At 70.9% G+C, this 19,652-nt stretch carries 15 protein-coding genes, 2 tRNA genes and 1 pseudogene; 7 read left to right on the top strand and 11 right to left on the bottom strand.

Annotated features, from left to right (window positions below):
- Positions 1-76: 76 nt before the first annotated feature.
- Positions 77-2,716 carry a valine--tRNA ligase gene (locus QNO07_RS13475; RefSeq protein ID WP_283992127.1) on the bottom strand — a complete coding sequence of 880 codons (2,640 nt, stop codon included), beginning with the start codon at positions 2,714-2,716 and terminating at the stop codon, positions 77-79.
- 136 nt (positions 2,717-2,852) lie between these two features.
- On the opposite strand from QNO07_RS13475, the gene QNO07_RS13470 reads away from it, so the two are divergent.
- Positions 2,853-3,866 carry a hypothetical protein gene (locus QNO07_RS13470; protein ID WP_283992126.1) on the top strand — a complete coding sequence of 338 codons (1,014 nt, stop codon included), beginning with the start codon at positions 2,853-2,855 and terminating at the stop codon, positions 3,864-3,866.
- 101 nt (positions 3,867-3,967) lie between these two features.
- Here the strand turns inward: QNO07_RS13470 and clpX are convergent, their stop codons facing one another.
- The 5 genes from clpX to QNO07_RS13445 form a co-directional block, all read right to left on the bottom strand.
- On the bottom strand, positions 3,968-5,254 hold the full coding sequence (gene clpX, locus QNO07_RS13465) for an ATP-dependent Clp protease ATP-binding subunit ClpX (protein ID WP_283992124.1): 1,287 nt from the start codon (positions 5,252-5,254) through the stop codon (positions 3,968-3,970).
- Between the two features lie 170 nt (positions 5,255-5,424).
- The gene (locus tag QNO07_RS13460) at positions 5,425-6,099 is read right to left on the bottom strand and encodes an ATP-dependent Clp protease proteolytic subunit (RefSeq protein WP_283992123.1); all 675 of its coding nucleotides are present in this window, start codon (positions 6,097-6,099) and stop codon (positions 5,425-5,427) included.
- Between the two features lie 64 nt (positions 6,100-6,163).
- Positions 6,164-6,781, bottom strand: a complete 618-nt coding sequence (locus QNO07_RS13455) for an ATP-dependent Clp protease proteolytic subunit (protein ID WP_283992120.1) — start codon at positions 6,779-6,781, stop codon at positions 6,164-6,166.
- Positions 6,782-7,018: 237 nt separating this feature from the next.
- On the bottom strand, positions 7,019-8,452 hold the full coding sequence (gene tig / locus QNO07_RS13450) for a trigger factor (RefSeq protein ID WP_283992118.1): 1,434 nt from the start codon (positions 8,450-8,452) through the stop codon (positions 7,019-7,021).
- Between the two features lie 110 nt (positions 8,453-8,562).
- Positions 8,563-8,639 (bottom strand) — tRNA-Pro (locus QNO07_RS13445).
- A 119-nt stretch (positions 8,640-8,758) separates the two neighbouring features.
- Between QNO07_RS13445 and QNO07_RS13440 the strand changes: the two genes are divergently transcribed.
- A tRNA-Gly gene (locus QNO07_RS13440) sits at positions 8,759-8,832 on the top strand.
- Between the two features lie 145 nt (positions 8,833-8,977).
- Here QNO07_RS13440 and QNO07_RS13435 read toward each other — a convergent pair.
- Positions 8,978-9,172, bottom strand: coding sequence for a hypothetical protein (locus QNO07_RS13435; protein WP_283992116.1), 195 nt, complete (start codon positions 9,170-9,172; stop codon positions 8,978-8,980).
- Positions 9,173-9,750: 578 nt separating this feature from the next.
- Between QNO07_RS13435 and QNO07_RS13430 the strand changes: the two genes are divergently transcribed.
- Positions 9,751-10,917, top strand: coding sequence for an acyltransferase family protein (locus QNO07_RS13430; protein WP_283992115.1), 1,167 nt, complete (start codon positions 9,751-9,753; stop codon positions 10,915-10,917).
- 51 nt (positions 10,918-10,968) lie between these two features.
- Here QNO07_RS13430 and QNO07_RS13425 read toward each other — a convergent pair whose 3' ends face one another.
- A complete protein-coding gene (locus QNO07_RS13425; protein ID WP_283992114.1) occupies positions 10,969-12,123 on the bottom strand; it encodes a SpoIIE family protein phosphatase in 1,155 nt (384 codons plus the stop codon).
- 112 nt (positions 12,124-12,235) lie between these two features.
- Here QNO07_RS13425 and QNO07_RS13420 point away from each other — a divergent pair.
- Positions 12,236-13,402 (top strand): annotated as a pseudogene (locus QNO07_RS13420) (GNAT family N-acetyltransferase); the annotation flags it as partial.
- Here the strand turns inward: QNO07_RS13420 and QNO07_RS13415 are convergent.
- Genes QNO07_RS13415 through QNO07_RS13405 form a run of 3 tightly spaced genes read right to left on the bottom strand, consistent with a single transcriptional unit; the run spans position 13,333 to position 16,578 of the window.
- Entirely contained in the window at positions 13,333-14,376 is a 1,044-nt protein-coding gene (locus QNO07_RS13415; RefSeq protein ID WP_283992113.1) for an Fpg/Nei family DNA glycosylase, read from the bottom strand. The pseudogene QNO07_RS13420 and the gene QNO07_RS13415 overlap by 70 nt on opposite strands.
- 51 nt (positions 14,377-14,427) lie before the next feature.
- Positions 14,428-14,916, bottom strand: a complete 489-nt coding sequence (locus tag QNO07_RS13410) for a ribose-5-phosphate isomerase (RefSeq protein ID WP_283992112.1) — start codon at positions 14,914-14,916, stop codon at positions 14,428-14,430.
- A 42-nt stretch (positions 14,917-14,958) separates the two neighbouring features.
- Entirely contained in the window at positions 14,959-16,578 is a 1,620-nt protein-coding gene (locus QNO07_RS13405; RefSeq protein ID WP_283992111.1) for a serine/threonine-protein kinase, read from the bottom strand.
- 331 nt (positions 16,579-16,909) lie between these two features.
- On the opposite strand from QNO07_RS13405, the gene QNO07_RS13400 reads away from it, so the two are divergent.
- The 3 genes from QNO07_RS13400 to QNO07_RS13390 all read left to right on the top strand — a co-directional run bounded on the left by QNO07_RS13400 (position 16,910) and on the right by QNO07_RS13390 (position 19,568).
- Entirely contained in the window at positions 16,910-17,599 is a 690-nt protein-coding gene (locus QNO07_RS13400) for a hypothetical protein (RefSeq protein WP_283992110.1), read from the top strand.
- Positions 17,600-17,694: 95 nt separating this feature from the next.
- A complete protein-coding gene (gene folC / locus QNO07_RS13395; protein WP_502961834.1) occupies positions 17,695-19,233 on the top strand; it encodes a bifunctional tetrahydrofolate synthase/dihydrofolate synthase in 1,539 nt (512 codons plus the stop codon).
- Positions 19,233-19,568 (top strand): DUF4233 domain-containing protein, encoded by a 336-nt coding sequence (locus QNO07_RS13390; protein WP_283992109.1) that lies wholly within the window; start codon positions 19,233-19,235, stop codon positions 19,566-19,568. The genes folC and QNO07_RS13390 overlap by 1 nt, the downstream gene beginning before the upstream one ends.
- The last annotated feature ends 84 nt before the right edge of the window (positions 19,569-19,652 follow it).

Here is a 19,652-nt window from a genome sequence, read left to right as displayed (position 1 = left end):
GCCGCCCCGGGCACACGACAGGGCCGCTGGAACCCCCGTGCGGGTTCCAGCGGCCCTGCCGTGTGTGCCGCCGTTCTCAGGCCTGCGGCAGCGACTCCAGCTGCGCGCCGATGCGGGCGATGTCCGCCTCGGCGGCTGCCCGGCGGTCGCGGATCTTGTCCACGACGTGGTCGGGTGCCTTCGCCAGGAAGCCCTCGTTGCCCAGCTTGGCGGTGGTCTGCTGCAACTCCTTCTCGGCCGCCGCGAGGTCCTTCGACAGCCGCTTGCGCTCGGCCGCGAAGTCGATCGCACCGGACAGGTCGAGCTCGACCGTCGCACCGGCCACCGGCAGCGCCGCCGTCGCGGTGAAGTCCGCACCGGCGGGCTGGAGACGCAGCAGCGACCGCATCGGCTCCTCGTGCGCGGCCAGCGGCGACGTGCCCCAGATGATCCGGGCCGGGACCCGCTGGCCGGGCTGCAGGCCCTGGTCCGCGCGGAACCGGCGGACCTCGGTGATCACCTGCTGGAGCGCGGCGATCTCCTTCTCCGCCGCCGCGTCCCGGAAGCCGCTGTCCTTCGGCCAGTCGGCGACGACCAGCGACTCACCACCGGTCAGCGTGGTCCACAGCGTCTCGGTGACGAACGGCACGACCGGGTGCAGCAGCCGCAGCATGACGTCCAGGACCTCACCGAGGACCCGCCCGGACACCTCGGCCCCGCGCCCACCGGCGAAGAACGTCGTCTTCGACAGCTCCACGTACCAGTCGAAGACCTCGTCCCACGCGAAGTGGTACAGCCCGTCGGAGAGCTTGGCGAACTGGTAGTCGTCGTAGAACGCGTCGGTCTCGGCGACCACCGTGTTCAGCCGGGACAGAATCCAGCGGTCGGTGGCCGACAGCTCGTCCGCCTCCGGCAGCGGCCCGTCGACGTTCGCGCCGTTCATCAGGGCGAACCGGGTGGCGTTCCAGATCTTGTTGGCGAAGTTCCGCGACGCCTGGACCCAGTCCTCACCGATCGGCACGTCCACGCCGGGATTGGCGCCCCGGGCCAGGGTGAAGCGCAGCGCGTCAGAGCCGTAGCGGTCCATCCAGTCCAGCGGGTTGACCGCGTTGCCGAAGGACTTCGACATCTTCTTGCCGAACTGGTCGCGGACCATGCCGTGCAGCGCGATGGTGCGGAACGGCGGCGTGCCGTCCATCGCGTACAGACCGAACATCATCATCCGGGCGACCCAGAAGAACAGGATGTCGTAGCCGGTCACCAGGACGGAGTTCGGATAGAACTTCTCCAGGCTCTCCGTCTGCTCCGGCCAGCCCATCGTGGAGAACGGCCACAGCCCGGAGGAGAACCAGGTGTCCAGAACGTCGGTGTCCTGGTGCCAGCCCTCGCCGCTCGGCGGCTCCTCGTCCGGGCCGACGCAGACGACCTCACCGGCCGGGCCGTACCAGACCGGGATGCGGTGCCCCCACCACAACTGCCGCGAGATGCACCAGTCGTGCAGGTTGTCGACCCAGCCGAAGTAGCGGGACTCCATCTCCTTGGGGTGGATCGCCACCCGGCCGTCGCGGACCGCGTCACCGGCGGCCTGCGCCAGCGGGCCGACCTTGACCCACCACTGCATCGACAGCCGCGGCTCGATCGTCGTCCTGCAGCGGGAGCAGTGCCCGACGGAGTGGCTGTACGGGCGCTTCTCCGCGACGATCCGGCCCTCGGCGCGCAGCGCGGCGACGATCGCCGAGCGGGCCTCCAGCCGGTCCTGGCCCTGGAACGGGCCGTGCGCGGTGATCACCGCGTGCTCGTCCATGACGGTGAGGTTGGGCAGGTCGTGCCGGCGGCCGATCTCGAAGTCGTTCGGGTCGTGGGCCGGGGTGACCTTGACCGCGCCGGTGCCGAACTCCGGGTCGACGTGGGTGTCGGCGACGACCGGGATGGAGCGCTCGGTCAGCGGGAGGCGGATCTCCCGGCCGACGAGGTGCGCGTAGCGCTCGTCGTCGGGGTGGACGGCGACGGCGGTGTCACCCAGCATCGTCTCCGCCCGCGTGGTCGCCACGACCAGGCTGTCCTCGCCCTCGCCGTAGCGGATCGAGACCAGCTCGCCGTCCTGGTCCGCGTACTCCACCTCGATGTCGGAGATCGCCGTCAGGCAGCGCGGGCACCAGTTGATGATGCGCTCGGCCCGGTAGATCAGCTCGTCGTCGTAGAGCCGCTTGAAGATGGTCTGGACGGCCTGCGAAAGGCCCTCGTCCATGGTGAAGCGCTCACGAGACCAGGCGACGCCGTCGCCCAGACGCCGCATCTGCCCGGAGATCTGCCCGCCGGACTCCGCCTTCCACTGCCAGACGCGTTCGGTGAACGCCTCCCGACCCAGGTCGTGCCGGGACTTGCCCTCCTTGCCGAGCTCCCGCTCGACGACGTTCTGGGTGGCGATGCCCGCGTGGTCCATGCCGGGCTGCCACAGCGTCTCGAAACCCTGCATGCGCTTGCGGCGGGTGAGCGCGTCGATCAGCGTGTGCTCGAAGGCGTGCCCCAGGTGCAGGCTGCCGGTGACGTTCGGCGGCGGGATGACCACCGTGTACGGCGGCTTGTCGCTCTTGGCGTCCGCCTCGAAGTAACCGCGCTCTACCCAGCGCTCGTACAGCTTCCCCTCCACCTCGGCCGGTGCGTACTGGGTCGGCAGGTCTGCGGGGGCGCTGTGCGGCCCGGTCTGGTCCGGGCTCTGCTGAGTCTCTTCGGTCACGACGGTCAGTGTACGGGCGGCCGTGTACCGGTCTCGAACCGGTTTTGTGCCCGGTGCACCGGCAGGTGACGGCGTCCGCGAGGATGTACGGGACGCGAGAACGCATGCCCGAGGCATGCCCACGGAGGGAAGCGCCTTGAGCCACAACCAGCCGCCGCCGCAGGGCCCGTACGGCCAGCAGCCCCAGCAGCCCGGACCCTACGGAGCCCCGCCGCCGCAGGGCTACGGCCACCCCGGACAGGGCGGCGCCCCGGGCCAGCCCGGCTACGGCTACCCGCAGCAGCCGCCGCCCGTCGGCCCCGGCCAGCCCCCGCCGCCGAACCCCTACGGCCAGCCGCCGCAGGGCGGACCGTACGGCCAGCCGGGCCAGGGCGGTTACGGCCAGCCTCCGCAGGGCGGACCGTACGGCGGGCCCCCGCAGCAGCCCGGCGGCTACCCGCAGCAGTCAGGGCCCTACGGCGGGCCGCCGCCGGCCTCCCCGGGAGGCGGTAAGAAGAAGATCATCGCCATCTCCGCGGTGGCGGTCGCCGTGGCAGGCGCCCTCGTGGTCGGCGTGCTGCTGATGGGCGGCGGGGGCGGCCTCGAGGACGACGGTCCGCACACGCTGACCGCCCCCGAGGAACTGCTCACGGAGTACAAGAAGATCCCGGAGGACGAGGAAGGCGCCGGGAGCGACGCCGAGTTCGAGGAGGCCATCGGCGCGCTCGGGGTGCAGGACGCCGAGACGCTGGACGTCAGCTACTCCACGGTCGACTTCAAGGATCCCGCCGCTGCCGCCCAACTGCCCACCGCCAAGATCATGATGGTCGCCGGAGCCTGGGGCAAGGTCGACGACCCGGAGAAGACCGTCAACGACTTCTTCACCTTCATGGCGGCCAAGGAGGCGGAGGACGAAGGCGGAAGCAGCGAACTCGTCGGCGAGCCGGAGGAGTTCACGCCCGACGGCCTGGACAACGCGGTCATGAAGTGCCAGCGAATGAAGTCGGACGACGGTCCCGGCAACTCCACCATCGAGCTGCCGTTCTGCGTGTGGGGGGACCACAGCACCGTCGGGGTGATCGCGCCGATGCAGTTCACCGGCAGCACCTCCACCGAGCAGGCGGCCGAGATCACCGCCAAGGCCCGCAACGAGATGCGCGTCAAGAAGTAGCCCGGCGCCCGGTCCGCACGTACGACCGGTCAGCACGTGCGAAGGGGGCCCGGGGAGTGATGCGCTCCCCGGGCCCCCTTCGCACGTGTGCCGCTGTTCGTTCAGGCGCTCTTCTCGTGCGGACCCTGCTCGTTGCCGCGGGTGCGGGGCACCAGCGTCGGGTTCACGTTGGAGTGCACGACCTCGGCGGTGATCACGACCCGGGCCACGTCCTTGCGGGACGGCACCTCGTACATGACCGACATCAGCACCTCCTCCATGATCGCGCGCAGGCCCCGGGCCCCGGTACCGCGCAGGATCGCCTGGTCGGCGATGGCCTCCAGCGCCGCGTGGTCGAACTCCAGCTCCACGCCGTCGAGTTCGAACAGGCGCTGGTACTGCTTGATGAGCGCGTTGCGCGGCTCGACCAGGATCTGCAGCAGCGCCTCGCGGTCCAGGTTGTGCACCGAGGTGATCACCGGGAGCCGGCCGATGAACTCCGGGATCATCCCGAACTTCACCAGGTCCTCCGGCATGATCTCCTCGAACTGGTTCGACTCCTCGATCTCCCGCTTGGAGCGGATGGTCGCGCCGAACCCGATGCCCTTGGCGCCGGCCCGCGACTCGATGATCTTCTCCAGCCCGGAGAACGCCCCGCCGACGATGAACAGCACGTTGGTGGTGTCGATCTGGATGAACTCCTGGTGCGGGTGCTTGCGCCCGCCCTGCGGCGGCACGGAGGCGGTGGTGCCTTCCAGGATCTTCAGCAGGGCCTGCTGCACGCCCTCGCCGGAGACGTCCCGGGTGATCGACGGGTTCTCGCTCTTGCGGGCGACCTTGTCGATCTCGTCGATGTAGATGATGCCCGTCTCGGCCTTCTTGACGTCGTAGTCAGCGGCCTGGATGAGCTTGAGCAGGATGTTCTCGACGTCCTCGCCGACGTAGCCGGCCTCCGTGAGCGCGGTCGCGTCCGCGATCGCGAACGGCACGTTCAGCATCCTGGCGAGCGTCTGGGCGAGCAGTGTCTTGCCGGAGCCGGTGGGCCCCAGCAGGAGGATGTTGGACTTCGCCAGCTCGATGGCGTCGTCCTTGCCCTGGGCGCCGCCGTTCTCACCGGCCTGGACCCTCTTGTAGTGGTTGTACACCGCCACTGAGAGGGCCTTCTTCGCGGTCTCCTGACCGACGACGTACCCCTCGAGGAACTCGTAGATCTCCCGCGGCTTGGGCAGCTCGTCCCAGCGCATCTCGGAGGTCTCGGCGAGCTCTTCCTCGATGATCTCATTGCAGAGGTCGATGCACTCGTCGCAGATGTAGACGCCCGGACCCGCGATGAGCTTCTTCACCTGCTTCTGGCTCTTCCCGCAGAACGAGCACTTGAGCAGGTCGCCGCCATCACCGATGCGTGCCACGAGGTGCTTCCCCTTCGCCTGCGCACCGCCGACTGGCGACGGTGCCTGGTCCTTGCTCTCCGAAGGTACCTTGCCGGGCCCCCGGTATGGGCCCCCCTTGTGACTGTTAGGACAAAGGGGGATGCCCGAACCGGTTCGCGAAGCCCGCGAACCGGCCCGGGACGGCGGGGTCAGACCCCGACGGACGACTTGCGGTTGGAGACGATCTGGTCGATCAGACCGTAGGCGAGGGCGTCCTCGGCCGTGAGGATCTTGTCGCGCTCGATGTCGTCGCGGATCTTCTCGATCGGCTTGGTGGAGTGCTTGGCCAGCATCTCCTCCATCTGGAGCCGCATGCGCTGGATCTCGTTGGCCGCGATCTCCAGGTCGGAGACCTGGCCCCGGCCCGTCTCGCTGTAGGGCTGGTGGATCAGGACCCGCGCGTTCGGCAGCGCCATGCGCTTGCCGGGCGTGCCCGCGGCGAGCAGCACGGCCGCGGCCGAGGCCGCCTGGCCCATGCAGACCGTCTGGATGTCGGGCTTGACGAACTGCATCGTGTCGTAGATCGCCGTGAGCGCCGTGAAGGAGCCGCCGGGCGAGTTGATGTAGATCGAGATGTCGCGGTCCGGGTCCATCGACTCCAGGCACAGCAGCTGGGCCATGACGTCGTTGGCGGAGGCGTCGTCGACCTGCACACCGAGGAAGATCACGCGCTCCTCGAAGAGCTTCGCGTACGGGTCGTACTCCCGGACGCCCTGCGAGGTGCGCTCGACGAAGCGCGGGATGACGTAGCGAGCCTCGGGGGTCGGACCGGAGTACCGGGCCTGGGGGCCTGTGGGAAGGCCGGATCCGGAGAGGTTTTTCATCGAGGTGTTCACCGTCCTGGTGATGAGCGTGCTGGCTGCGGGCAGGAAGAGCTTCGTGGCGGGCTCAGGCGCCCGTGCCGCCACCACCGGGGATGTCGGCGGCGTTGGAGATGACCGAGTCCAGCAGGCCGTAGTCGCGGGCCTCCTCGGCGTTGAACCAGCGGTCGCGGTCGGCGTCGCGGGTCCACTGCTCGACCGTCTGGCCGGTGTGGAAGGCCGACAGCTCCGACATCTTCTTCTTCGTGCGGAGCAGCTGCTCCGCGTGGATCTTGATGTCCGAGGCCGAACCGGCCAGGCCGGCCGACGGCTGGTGGATCAGGATCTCCGCGTTCGGCAGCGCGAAGCGCTTGCCCGGGGTGCCCGCGCTCAGCAGGAACTGGCCCATCGAGGCGGCCAGGCCCATCGCGATGGTCACCACGTCGTTCTTGATGAACTGCATGGTGTCGTAGATCGCCATGCCGGCCGTGATGGAGCCGCCGGGGGAGTTGATGTAGAGGTTGATGTCCTTGTCCGGGTCGGCGGCAAGGAGCAGCAGCTGTGCGGTGATTCGGTTGGCGATCTCGTCGTCCACCGGCTGGCCGAGGAAGATGATCCGCTCGTTGAGCAGTCGGTTGTAGACCTGGTCGCCGAGGCCACCACCAAAGTTGGGCTCAGCGGCGGCGGAAGGCATCGGAAGCGTCACGTGTCCACCTGCTCGTGTCCGGACGGCTGGGACCTCGCTGGATCTCCTGTGGGCCGTCGCTAGCGTCTTCGTGTACAAGGACCCTAACGCGCAAGGGGGGTCAGGCCATCCCGCTCCGAGAACTGTTCGCTGTGAGCGCAGGCAGCGTTCCCGCAGGTGGGACCGGGGAGTTCCGCCGGGCGCGAACGGGCCCGTACACGTATCTGTGTACGGGCCCGTTCGTTCGGCCGATGTGGATCAGGCGTCGGACTTGCCGGAGTTCTCCGGCGCCTCCGCCTTGGCGGTGCTCTCGGTGCTCTCGGTGCTCTCGGTGCTGTCAGCACCCTCGGAGGAGGCCTCGACCGTCTCGCCGGTCTCGTCCTCGTCGTCGAGGTCGACGACCTCGCCGTTGCCGTCCTTGACGGTGGCGGCCTCGACCACCACGGCCAGTGCCTTGCCGCGGGCGACCTCGCCGACCAGCATCGGCACCTGGCCGCCCTCGACGACCGCCTGCGCGAACTGGTCGGGGCTCATGCCGGAGGACTGCGCGCGGCGCATGAGGTGCTCGGTGAGCTCCTCCTGGCTGACGTTCAGCTTCTCCTTGGCGACCAGCTCGTCCAGGATGAACTGGGTGCGGATGCCCTTCTCGGCCTGCTCCTTGAGCTCGGCCTCGAAGTCCTCCTCCGACTTGTCCTGCATCTTCAGGTAGGTCGCGAGGTCCATGCCCATCTGGCCCAGCTGGTGGTTGACCAGGTTGTGCTTGCGGGTGTTGACCTCGTCCTCGAGCAGCTTCTCGGGGATCGGCACCTCGGTGAGCCCGATCAGCTCCTCCAGCACCTTCTCCTGAGCCTGCGTCGCCTGGTCGTACTTCTTCATGCGGGCCAGGCGGGTGCGGCTGTCCTCACGGAGCTCGGCGATGGTGTCGAACTCGCTGGCGAGCTGCGCGAAGTCGTCGTCCAGCTCGGGCAGCTCCCGGGCCGAGACGCTGGTGACCTCGACCTTGACCTCGGCCTCGCGGCCGGCCGCGGAGCCGCCCTTGAGCTCGGAGGTGAAGGTGGCGGACTCGCCGGCGGACAGGCCGGTGACGGCGGCGTCGATGCCTTCCAGCAGCTCACCGGAGCCGATGGTGTAGTCGATGCCCTCGGCGACGCCGTCCTCCAGGACCTCGCCGTCCACCTTGGCCTCGAGGTTGACCTTGACGACGTCACCCTCGGCGGCGGCGCGCTCGACGGCGTTGGTCGAGGCGAAGCGGTCGCGCAGCTGGTCGACGGACGCGTCCACGTCCTCGTCGGTGACCTCGACGACGTCGACGGTCACCTCGATGCCGGAGTAGTCCGGGATCTCGAGGGACGGGCGCACGTCCACCTCGGCGGTGAAGGCCAGCAGCTCGTTGTCCTTGAGCTCGGTGATGTCCACCTCGGGCTGGCCCAGCGGGTTGAGGTCGCCCTCTTCGACGGCGCTCTGGTACAGCTTCGGCAGGGCGTCGTTGACCGCTTCCTCCAGGACCGCACCGCGGCCGAACCGCTGGTCGATCACTCGCGCAGGGATCTTGCCCTTGCGGAAGCCAGGCACCTGGACCTGCTGGTTGATCTTCTTGTACGCCGCGTCGAGGCTGGCCTTGAGCTCCTCGAAGGGCACCTCGACAGTGAGCCGAACCCGGGTGGGGTTCAGGGTCTCCACGGCGCTCTTCACGGTCGGTCTCCTTGGGGCTGACTTCTTGGGGATTCAGACGTTTGGGGCGCCCGGTATGTGCGTTTCGAGTGTGCGGACACGACTCAGACACGCGCGTCATTCATAGTACGTGGTCGGGGTGGCCGGATTCGAACCGACGACCTTCCGCTCCCAAAGCGGACGCGCTACCAAGCTGCGCCACACCCCGCCGGTGCGACACGTACAGTACATGCCGTACGATGCGTTGCGTGCCGCACGGCGGTCATGATCACTCGGCTCCGGCCGACCGGTTATGATCGAGGGGCACGAGCGCCGTTCAGCGGCAGCGCGGGCGTAGCTCAATGGTAGAGCCCCAGTCTTCCAAACTGGCTACGCGGGTTCGATTCCCGTCGCCCGCTCCACACAGGTCCCCCGTGAGGGGGCCGCATCACGGTCCGGCCCCGAGAGGGCCGGACCGTTTCTGCTTGTCCCGAGCCGCCCGGGGTGCTGTGAGGGCGGGTGCCAGGCCCGGTCGAACGGGTGAGGCCGGGCCGGGGGCCGGGCGGGTCAGAAGTTGATCTGGTTGATCGACCTGGCCAGGGAGTCGAAGAAGTTCTGGATGGTCGGCGCCATGCCTGTCGAGGCGAGGAAGAAGCCGAAGAGGGCGGCGACGATGGCGGGGCCGGCTTTGATGGAGCCTCCCCTGATCATCACCACCAGGATGATTGCGAGCATCAGGACAACGGACAGCGAAATCGCCACAACTGATCACACCTTCGGTCGGAACCTCACCACCGGCCGGGGGAGCTCTCGCAGCGTGCCCGCCCCCTGCAGCCTCCATCGTGCCACCAACCGCAGCCCGGGTGGACCCGGCTGACCGATGGTCGGCACTCGTTCTCCGCGCGCCCTGCGGCCCTTCGCCTCCCCCTCCCGTCGCATGGCTGCCGGCCCTCCGTCCGCGCGGCGGCCGCAACCGCCCTTGCGGTCCGGCGCGACCGGCCCGGCGCGGTGCCTGAATTCCCTGACCGCCGGATCCCCCATAACCGTGCGGTTATGCGCACGTTCGCGTGTCCGGGGACATTCGTATTCACTGTGGGGAGAGCCACATGTGCGATGCACCGTCCTGAATTCGGACACAAACTCCCGTATCGCACGCACGCATACGTCGTTTTTAGGGCGGGCATACGCGGTCAAAGGCGGTCGAACCAACGGCTCAAGGCGCTTTGTCGACACGGCTGTCGGGGTGATTCGCCCGAGTGGGCGATCGACTGATCGAACAGGGGAGGCAACCCTGCGGCGGAATTTCACGTCTACCAAGTTTCGGCGCTATCGTCAGGTAGATGTTCCCCGCTGGATATGAGCGCGCCCCACTGCCCCCGGCCCGGTTGCAGAAGACCGAGGAGGCGGCCGAGGAGGCGTCGCGGACGCCGGATCGGACCACGGCGCAGGGAACGGGCAAGGGCAGAGCGAAGCCGCGGGACCCCTTCTTCGACAACGCCAAGTACCTCACCATCGTGCTGGTCGGCATCGGTCACGCCTGGGAGCCGCTGCGCAGCGACAGCCGCGCCGCCGAGGCGCTGTACTTCGCGCTCTACACCTTCCACATGCCGGCGTTCATCATCATCTCCGGCTACCTCTCCCGTAGTTTCGAGGCCCGTCCGGGGCAGATCAAGCGGCTCGTCACCGGCGTCGCGGTGCCGTACCTGGTCTTCGAGATCGCGTACACGCTGTTCATGCGGCAGATCGACAACCCCGACCGGCCGTTCAGCCTGCTCAGCCCCGGCTACGCCCTGTGGTTCCTGGTGGCCCTGTTCGTGTGGCGGCTCACCACGCCGATCTGGAAGGTGCTGCGCTGGCCGCTGCCGACGGCCCTGGCCATCGCCGCGCTGGCCAGCACCGGGCCGGGAATCGGCAGCGAACTGAACCTCCAGCGGGTCCTGCAGTTCCTGCCGTTCTTCGTGCTCGGCCTGCAACTGCGCCCCGAGCACTTTCAGTTGCATCGGCGCGCGCTGCGGGCGGTGGCGGTCCCGGTGGCGCTGCTCACCCTGCTCTTCTCCTACTGGGCCGTGCCCCGGATGAACAAGCAGTGGTTCCTGCGCAACAACGCGGCCCAGGAACTGGGTGTGCCCTGGTGGGTCGGTGTGGTGATGACGCTGGCCCTCTTCGGCTGCGCGCTGGTCCTCACCGCGTGCTTCTTCGCCTGGGTGCCGCGCCGCGCCACCTGGTTCACCAGCCTGGGTGCCGGGACCATCTGCGGGTACCTGCTGCACGTCTACCCGATCCAGATGGCCCGCCAGTTCGACTGGTACGACATGGCGTGGGTGGACTCCCCGCTGGGCCGGGTCATGGTGACGGTCCTCGCGGCGGTGATGATGACCGTGCTGTGCACCGCGCTGTTCCGGTGGGCCTTCCGCAGCGTGACGGAACCGGAGATGAAGTGGGCCTTCAGGCCCGACCGGGCCGACGCGGTGGACGGCGCCCGCCGCCGGGTGGGCTCAGCGCGCTGAGCCGGCTTGCGAAGCCGCTCGCTGAGCCGCACCGCTGAGCCCGTCCGACTGTCAGTCGCGGCAGATGAGCAGCAGGGCGCGGTCGTCGTTGACGTCCTTGGCGACCTTCTCGATGAGGTGCCAGGCCGCTCCCCGGAACCCGGTCGCCACATAAGTCTCGGCGGTGCCGGTGAGCCGGTCGATGCCCTCGCTCAGCTCCCGCTCGGCCGTCTCCACCAGCCCGTCGGTGAACAGCATCAGCACGTCGCCGTGGCGCAGCCGGCCCTTCACCGCGTGGAACTCCGCGCCGTCGTAGACACCGAGCAGCGGGCCCTCCGCCGTCTTCTCCTCCCACCTGCCGGAGCCCGCGCTGAGCTGCAGGCCCGGGACGTGCCCCGCCGACAGCAGTTCGTAGTCCCCGGTGTCCAGGTCCAGCACCAGGTGCACCGAGGTGGCGAAGCCCTCCTGCCAGTCCTGCCGCAGCAGGTAGGCGTTGGCGGCGGGCAGGAACTCGTGCGGCGGCAGCGACCCCAGCAGGCCGCCGAACGCGCCGGACAGCAGCAGGGCGCGGGAGGCCGCGTCCATGCCCTTGCCGGAGACGTCGGTCAGCACCACCTCCAGGGTGCGGCGCCGGGGGCCGGTGCGGGCGCCCACCACGAAGTCGCCGGAGAACGACTGCCCGCCGGCCGGGCGCAGCGACATCTCCCGGTGCCAGCCCTTGGGCAGCGGCGGCAACTGGCTCTGCACCCGCAGCCGTTCCCGCAGGTCGAAGAGCATCGTGCCGCCACCGGTCCACGGGACGCCGACCCGGGTGCGGAACTGGGCGATCAGCAGACCGACCAGGCCGACCGCCGCCACCACCAGGATCGTGCCGGGGGTGACGCGCCCGGCCCCGTCCGTGTACGGGCCGAGCACCACCGACTCCACGACCAGCGCCACGGCGGAGGCCGCGTAGAGCACCAGCAGGCTGGCGGGCCGGAGCAGCAGGCCGCCGGCGATGACGGGCAGCACCAGGGCCTCCGGCGCGCACCACGTCGGCTGCGCCATCGTGGCCCACGCGAGGGCCGGCACGCTGAGCAGCAGCACGCTGAACGCACCCCAGTCCGAGCCGTGTCCGCGGAAGTAGTCCACCGCGGAACGGCGCAGCTGCGTGCGGGCCCGGTGCAGCGACTTGTGAGCTCGGTGCAACCGGGCCGCCTGTGGAGCCGTACCGCTGCGACCAGCCATGCTTCCGGACCTTACCTGTGCCTCAAAAGGCGCGTCGATTCCCCGCGTCACACCACGGCCCGCCGTTCGAAAACCGGTCGAGATGTCTGCACGGGCCTGGTAGGCATGGCGTATGACTGCGGAACTGCGGGTGCTGCGACCCGAGGAATGGGACGACTGGTACGGCAGGCTCCTCCTGGCCTTCGGCGGAGGGGCCGAGCAGCCCGAGGAGGTCGAAGCGTGGCGTTCCGTCACCGAGTTCGACCGCTCGCTGCTGGCCGCCGACGGTGACGACATCGTCGGTACCGCCGGCACGTTCTCGTTCCGCATGGCCGTGCCCGGCGGCGCGCTGGTGCCCACCGGCGGGCTGACGATGGTGAGCGTGGCCGCGACGCACCGGCGGCAGGGCCTGCTCACCGCGATGATGCGCCGCCAGCTTGACGACGTACGGGCGGCCGGGGAGCCGCTGGCGGTGCTCACCGCCTCGGAGCCGGCCATCTACGGGCGGTTCGGCTACGGCACGGCGACCCGGCAGCTGAGCGCGGCGATCGACACCACACGCGTGCGCTGGGCCGTGCCGCCGGGCGCCGACGACGTGCGGCTGCGGCTGGTGGACCCGGTGAAGTCGCTGCCGGACTGCGAGCAGGTGTACGCCGCCGCGGTGCCCGGCCGCCCCGGCATGCTGGAGCGCCGCCCCGGCTGGGAGCCGATCCAGGTCCTGGACCCGCCGGGCGACCGGGAGGGCGCCTCCGCCCTGCAGTGCGTGCTGGCCGAACGGGACGGCCGGGTGCTGGGCTACGCCCGCTACTCCGTGAAGGCCCAGTGGGACGATGCCGGGCCCACGGGCGAGGTGCGGCTGCGGGACCTGGAAGCCCCCGACCCGGCCGCCTACGGCGCGCTGTGGCGCTACCTGGCGGGCATCGACCTGACATCGAGTGTGGTGGCGCGCAACCGGCCCGAGGACGACGCCTGGCAGCACCTGGTGTCGGACGTGCGGCGGTGCGCGGTGCGGCTGCGGGACAGCCTGCACCTGCGCCCGGTCGAGGTGGGCGCGGCGCTGGCCGCCCGGACCTACCGCACCCCGCTGGACGTGGTGCTCGACGTCACCGACCCGTTCTGCCCCTGGAACACCGGGCGTTGGCGGCTGTCGGGAGACAGCGGCGGCGCGGTGTGCGAGCCGACGCGGGACCCGGCCGGGCTGGCCCTGTCGGTGGCCGACCTGGGCGCCGCCTACCTGGGCGGTACCTCGCTGCGCTCGCTGGCGGCGGCCGGCCGGGTGCGGGAGCTGCGTCCCGGGGCTCTGGACGGCGCCTCCCGGGCGTTCGGCGCGGACGTCGCGCCGTGGCTGCCGCACGGCTTCTGACAGCCGGGGCACCAGAAGAGGTTGCGCCCGCCGAGTTCGGCGGTGCGCACCTCGGTGCCGCAGACGTGGCAGGGCATGGCGTTGCGGCGGTAGACGTACACCTCGCCGCCGTGGTCGTCGGCGCGCGGCGGGCGGTTCATCGCCTCCGGCGTGTGCTCGGGCCGGACGGTGTCGATGCGGTTGTGGCGCACGCCCTCGCGCATCAGCGCGGCCAGGTCCGTCCACATCGCCTGCCACAGGCCGCGGTCGAGGTCGCGTCCGGCGCGGTAGGGGTCGACGCCGTGCCGGAAGAGCACCTCGGCGCGGTAGACGTTGCCGACGCCCGCGATCACCTTCTGGTCCATCAGCAGCGCGGCGATGCTGGTGCGGCTGCGGGAGACGCGCGCCCAGGCGCGGTCGGGGTCGGCGTCCGCACGCAGCGGGTCCGGGCCGAGCCGGGCGGACACCGCCTGCTTCTCCGCCTCGTTGAGCAGGGCGCAGGCGGTGGGGCCGCGCAGGTCGGCATAGGCCGTGGAGTTGAGCAGCCGCAGGCGGACCGTCTCGGTGGGCGGCGGCGCGGGCGCCGGGCCGAAGCCGAGCTTGCCGAACAGCCCGAGGTGGATGTGCACCCAGTCCAGGTCGGCGTCCAGGTCGGCGTCCGGATCGGCGGATTCCGCCTCTGCGCGGCCGGACGCGGCGGGAGTGGGCCCGGTGGGCCCCTGGCAGCGCTGGAAGCCCTGGAAGGCCTGGAAGGCCTGGAACCCCAAGAACAGGTGCTTGCCGACGGCGTCCGTGCGGGCCAGGACCCGTCCGTCGACCAGGGCCGCGCCGTCGCTGAACTTGCCCTGCGGGCTGGACGCCCGGGCCGGACGCCCGGCGAAACGTTCACTCAGGTCGGCGGCGAGCCGGTGGATGGTGTGCCCCTCGGGCATGGCGGCTCCTGCGGGTGGCCGGGCGCGGCGGCGCGCCCGGCCGGGTGGTGATCAGTCCTGCTGGGGGTGGTGGGCCGGGATGTCGGGCAGCTTGCCGGAGGCCTCGTAGATGCTCAGCATGTCGATGCGGCGCTGGTGGCGCTCCTCACCGGTGAACGGCGTGTCCAGGAACACCTCGACGAAGCGCTGCGCCTCCTCGGTGGTGTGCATCCGGGCGCCGACGCTGAGCACGTTGGCGTTGTTGTGCTCCCGGCCGAGCTGGGCGGTCTGCTCGCTCCAGGCGAGCACCGCGCGCACGCCCCTGACCTTGTTCGCCGCGATCTGCTCGCCGTTGCCGGAGCCGCCGATGACGATGCCCAGGCTCTCGGTGTCGTAGGCGGTGCGCTCTGCCGCGCGCAGGCAGAACGGCGGGTAGTCGTCCGCCGCGTCGTAAAGGTGCGGACCGCAGTCGACGGGCTCGTGCCCGTTCTCCTGCAGCCACTCCACCAGGTGGTTCTTGAGTTCGTAGCCAGCGTGATCGGAGCCCAGGTAGACGCGCATGCGACGAGTGTGACACGGCGCGGGTGGGGGTCCGGCGCCGGGTCACTCAGCGATGAAGGTGCGCTGGGCGCGTTCGTGCACGGCGGACGCGTCGGCCTCGGCGTCGACCGGGTACCACACGTTGATCTGGTAGGACGTCTGTCCGAAGTGGAAGCCCAGCTGCCGTCCGCGGTAGTCCTTGCCCCGGTCGGTGAAGGCGTACTCCCACAGCACCGCCTCCCGGCCGCGGAAGCTGGTCCGCTCCAGCCGGAGCTTGCGGTAGCCGGCGACCGAGCCGCGCAGCTCCGCCTCGTGCCGGTTCCACTGGTCGAGCAGGCCGGCGCCGTCCTTCGGGTCGGCCGCGGCGGACAGGTCGATCGAGCCGTCGGGGGAGAGGTAGTGCACCTCCGCGGCGGGCCCGGACGGGGTGCGGGTCCACCCCCCGGGGGGCGACCAGCGGAAGCCCACCTCCTGCCGCCGCCCAGAGCCGCCCGCGTCCGAGCCGCCCTCCCCGCTGCCGTCCTCGCCGCCGTCGGTGCCGGTGTTCTTGCCGCCGTCCTCGCCGGTGCCTTCGTCGGCACCCTTGTCGCCGCCCGCCTCGGCGGTCAGCGGCGAGGAGCCGGGCCCTGATGGTGAGCCGGCACCGTCCGCCTGCCCGCCGCGCCCGGGACGGAACGGCAGCACCACGGCGCTGGCCAGCCCGCCGGCGGCGGCCACCGACAGCGCGGCAAGCAGCACCGTGCGCCGGCTGTGTCTCCCGCCCGCGCCGCCCGCCGAGCCGCCCCCGCCGTCCCCGGAGCCGGTCCGCGCCGGGTCGTTCCGCGCCGGGTCCGGCGGGCCCGGGGCGGGCTGGACGGGCGGGGCGGCGAGTGGGGCCAGCAGCGCCTCCGTGCGGTCCAGCGACAGCCGGCGGTCGGGGTCCTTGCGGAGCAGCCCGGCCAGTACCGGGACCAGCGGCCCGTCCGCCGGCAGCTCGGGCTCCTCGTGCAGCACGGCGTGCAGGGTGCCCAGGCTGTTGCCGCGAGAGAAGGGGGAGCGGCCGGTGAGGGCCGCGCACAGGGTCGCTCCCAGCGACCAGAGGTCGGACGGCTCGGCGGGGTGCTCACCCCTGACGCGTTCCGGTGCCATGTAACCGGGGGAGCCGATCAGTGTGCCGGCCATGGTGAGGCCCGAGGTGTCGGCGATGGCGGCGATGCCGAAGTCGGTGAGGACCACCTTGCCGTCCTGCTCGACCAGCACGTTGCCGGGCTTCACGTCGCGGTGCAGCACGCCGCAGGCGTGCACGGCACGCAGGGCGGCGATCAGCGCCAGTCCGGTGCGGGCGGTCGCCGCCGTGTCGAGCGGCCCGTCGGTGTCCAGGATCTGCTGCAGCGACCTGGCCTCGACCAGCTGCATGACGATCCACAGGCGCTCGTCCTCCTCCAGCACGTCGTGCACCCCCACGACGTTGGGATGCTCGATGCGGGCGATCGCCCGGGCCTCGCGCAGGCTGCGTTCGCGCTGGACGGCCTCCTCCTCGTGGCCCACCGCGTCGATGCGGATCTCCTTGACCGCCACCTGCCGGTGCAGCACCTCGTCCCTGGCCCGCCACACCCGGCCCATTCCACCCCGCCCCAGAGGTGCCGTCAGGTGGTACCGGCCGGCCACTGTTCCGCCCTGCACCTCGCCGCTCGTATTGCCCACCGTTCCCACCCTCCCCGTTGCCGCTGTGGCAGCCATCCACCAGAGTACGGAGAATTGCCGGTGTCCAGAACGGAAAAGCGGTGCCGTTCTCCCTCCGTCGTCACAGGAGTCACTTCTGTCCCATCAAACCTGTCTGACCAGGTATTCCGTACACATCTGTGACACAGTCAGGACGTTCGGAGGACGGAATTCCTGCTATTTCTGAAGGGAGGGTCGAGTACACCGTTCAGGGGGTCGGGTCATGGCGCACCGTTATCACCGAGCAGATCGGAATTCTGTTCCAAAAAGGGGGCGTGTATCGAATTCCGCGCGCCGCCGCGCACTCTGGTTCGTGCCTGGAGTGGCGCTGGCCGCAGCCGCCGGCGTGCTGGCCCTGCAGACGGGCAGCGTCGCCGCTCCGCAGCCGCACAGCGACGAGGGCGGCAAGCGCGGCCCCGACGCGCCCGCCGGTCTGCACCTGTCCACCGAACTGCCGGCCGGGATCTCGGTGGACAACGCCACCGGGCACACCGCAGTCGAGGCCCGGGTGCACAACAGGGGCAAGGCCCGCACCACCGGCGACACCCTGAGCGTCTTCGCCTTCGACGGTCTGAGGCTGCGCGGCGTCGACGGCTGCGAGAAGCTGCCGAAGGACCAGCTCGCCGAGGGCTCCAACAGCGGCTACCGCTGCGCGGTGGACGCACTCGACGCTGGCGGCGTGCAGAGGGTCGGCGTCCGGGCCTCCTACGACCTGTCCAAGGGTGGGCGGATCTGCCTGGTCGTCACCCAGGGCACCGGGGACACACTCGTCTGGCAGCAGGGCCCGGTCGCCTTCGGCACCGAGAACCCGCAGCCCAACGCGCCGCGTACCCCGCTGCTGCTGGGCACCGCCCACCAGCCCGACGCGAAGCCGGGCCGCCCGGCCCTCGCCGACACCGGCTCGTACACCAGGCCGCTGGCCCTGTTCAGCGGCGCGCTGGTGCTGATGGGCGGCGCGGCCGTGCACACCGCACGCCGGCCCCGCGAAGCCCGCGCCGGCTGAGCCCCGGCCGTCCCGCGCCCCGGTCCCCGGGGCGCACCCGCCCGGACGGGCGACACCACCGGGTGGCGTCCGTCCGGGCTCCGTAGACTGGGTCCGTGAGCGACACCTCCGGCACCCCCGGCCCCCAGGACCCCGACCCCGGGCCCCTCGACGACGGCGACGCGTTCGCGGACATCGTCGGGGAGGAGACCACCCGCGACCCCGATCTGGCCGTGATCGAGGCGGGCAGCCGCACCCTGCGCACCCAGGCGTCCCCGCAGGCGGACGTGGTGCCCACCCGGCCGTCCGACCCCGAGGTCGACCGGGGCCTGCGGGAGGTCGAGAAGGAGCTGGCCGCACGCTGGCCCGAGACGCGCCTGGAGCCGTCGCTGGACCGCATCAGCGCGCTGATGGACGTGCTCGGCGAGCCGCAGCGCGCCTACCAGTCCATTCACATCACCGGCACCAACGGCAAGACCAGCACCGCTCGCATGATCGAGGCCCTGCTAGGCGCCTTCGACCTGCGCACCGGGCGCTACAGCAGCCCGCACGTCCAGTCCGTCACCGAGCGCATCAGCATCGACGGCGCCCCGGTCCCGGCGGAGAAGTTCATCGAGACCTACCACGACCTCAAGCCGTTCGTGGACATGGTCGACGCGAGCCAGGAGCACCGGCTCTCCTTCTTCGAGGTGCTCACCGCGATGGCCTACGCCGCCTTCGCCGACGCACCCGTCGAGGTCGCCGTCGTCGAGGTCGGCATGGGCGGCAGCTGGGACGCGACCAACGTCATCGAGGCCGGTGTCGCGGTCGTCACGCCCGTGGCGCTGGACCACACCGACCGGCTCGGCGGCACTCCCGAGGAGATCGCCACCGAGAAGTCCGGCATCATCAAGCAGGACGCCACCGTGGTCATGGCGCAGCAGCCTGTCGGCGCCGCGTCCGTGGTGCTGAAGAAGGCCGTGGAGGTGGACGCCACGGTGGCCCGCGAGGGCATGGAGTTCGGCGTCGTCAGCCGGGAGGTCGCCGTCGGCGGCCAGCTGATCACCCTGCGCGGGCTCGGCGGCGAGTACCCCGACATCTTCCTCCCGCTGCACGGCGCCCACATGGCCCACAACGCGGCCGTGGCGCTAGCCGCGGTGGAGGCGTTCTTCGGCATCGGGTCGGAGCACGACCGCACCCTGGACATCGACGCGATCCGCGGCGCGTTCGCCTCCGTCACCTCGCCCGGCCGCCTGGAGCTGGTCCGCTCCAGCCCGTCGGTGCTGCTGGACGCCGCGCACAACCCGGCCGGCGCCCAGGCCGCCGCGGCCGCCATCGGCGAGGCGTTCGCGTTCAGCCGCCTCATCGGCGTGGTCGGCCCCAGCGGCGACAAGGACGTGCGCGGGCTGCTGGAGGCGCTGGAGCCGCTGCTCGCCGAGGTCGTCGTCACCCGCAACACCACGCCGCGCGCCATGGACGTGGACGCGCTCGCCGCGCTGGCCGTGGAGGTCTTCGGCGAGGAGCGGGTGGTGGTCGAGCCACGGCTGGACGACGCGCTGGAGGCGGCGATCACGCTCGCCGAGGAGGAGGACGAGTACGCCGGGGCCGGTGTGCTGGTGACCGGTTCCGTGATCACCGTCGGTGAGGCCCGCCTGCTGCTGGGGAGGGACCGCTGATGCGGACGCTGTGCGCCTCCACCCTGATAGGGGAGTTCTTCGTCATCGGCCTCGCCGGACTGGTCGCCATGCAGCTGTCGGACCACTCGACGGGCACCGTCTGGCTGGTGTGCGGCATCGCGATGGGCCTGTGCCTGCTGCTGTGCGGGATGATCACCCGCCGCGGCGGGCTGCAGCTCGGCTGGGCGCTGCAGGTCGCGCTGGTCGCCGCGGGGCTGGTGCTGCCGGTGATGTTCTTCCTCGGCGTGGTCTTCGGCGGCCTGTGGTGGGCGTCCATCCACTTCGGGCGCAAGATCGACGAGGCCCGGGCCCGGTTCGCCGCCGAAGCGGCCTGAGCGGCCCGCTCCGCCCGGGGCGGGCGTGAGCGGCCCCACACGGCCGCGTCCGCTCACGCCCGCCCCGGGCGGAGGGGCCGGGTC

Source organism: Streptomyces sp. 549 (genome assembly GCF_030124175.1).
Classification (GTDB): domain Bacteria; phylum Actinomycetota; class Actinomycetes; order Streptomycetales; family Streptomycetaceae; genus Streptomyces.
The sequence above is the reverse complement of the archived record's forward strand: the minus strand, read 5'-3'. Positions and strand labels throughout refer to the sequence as shown.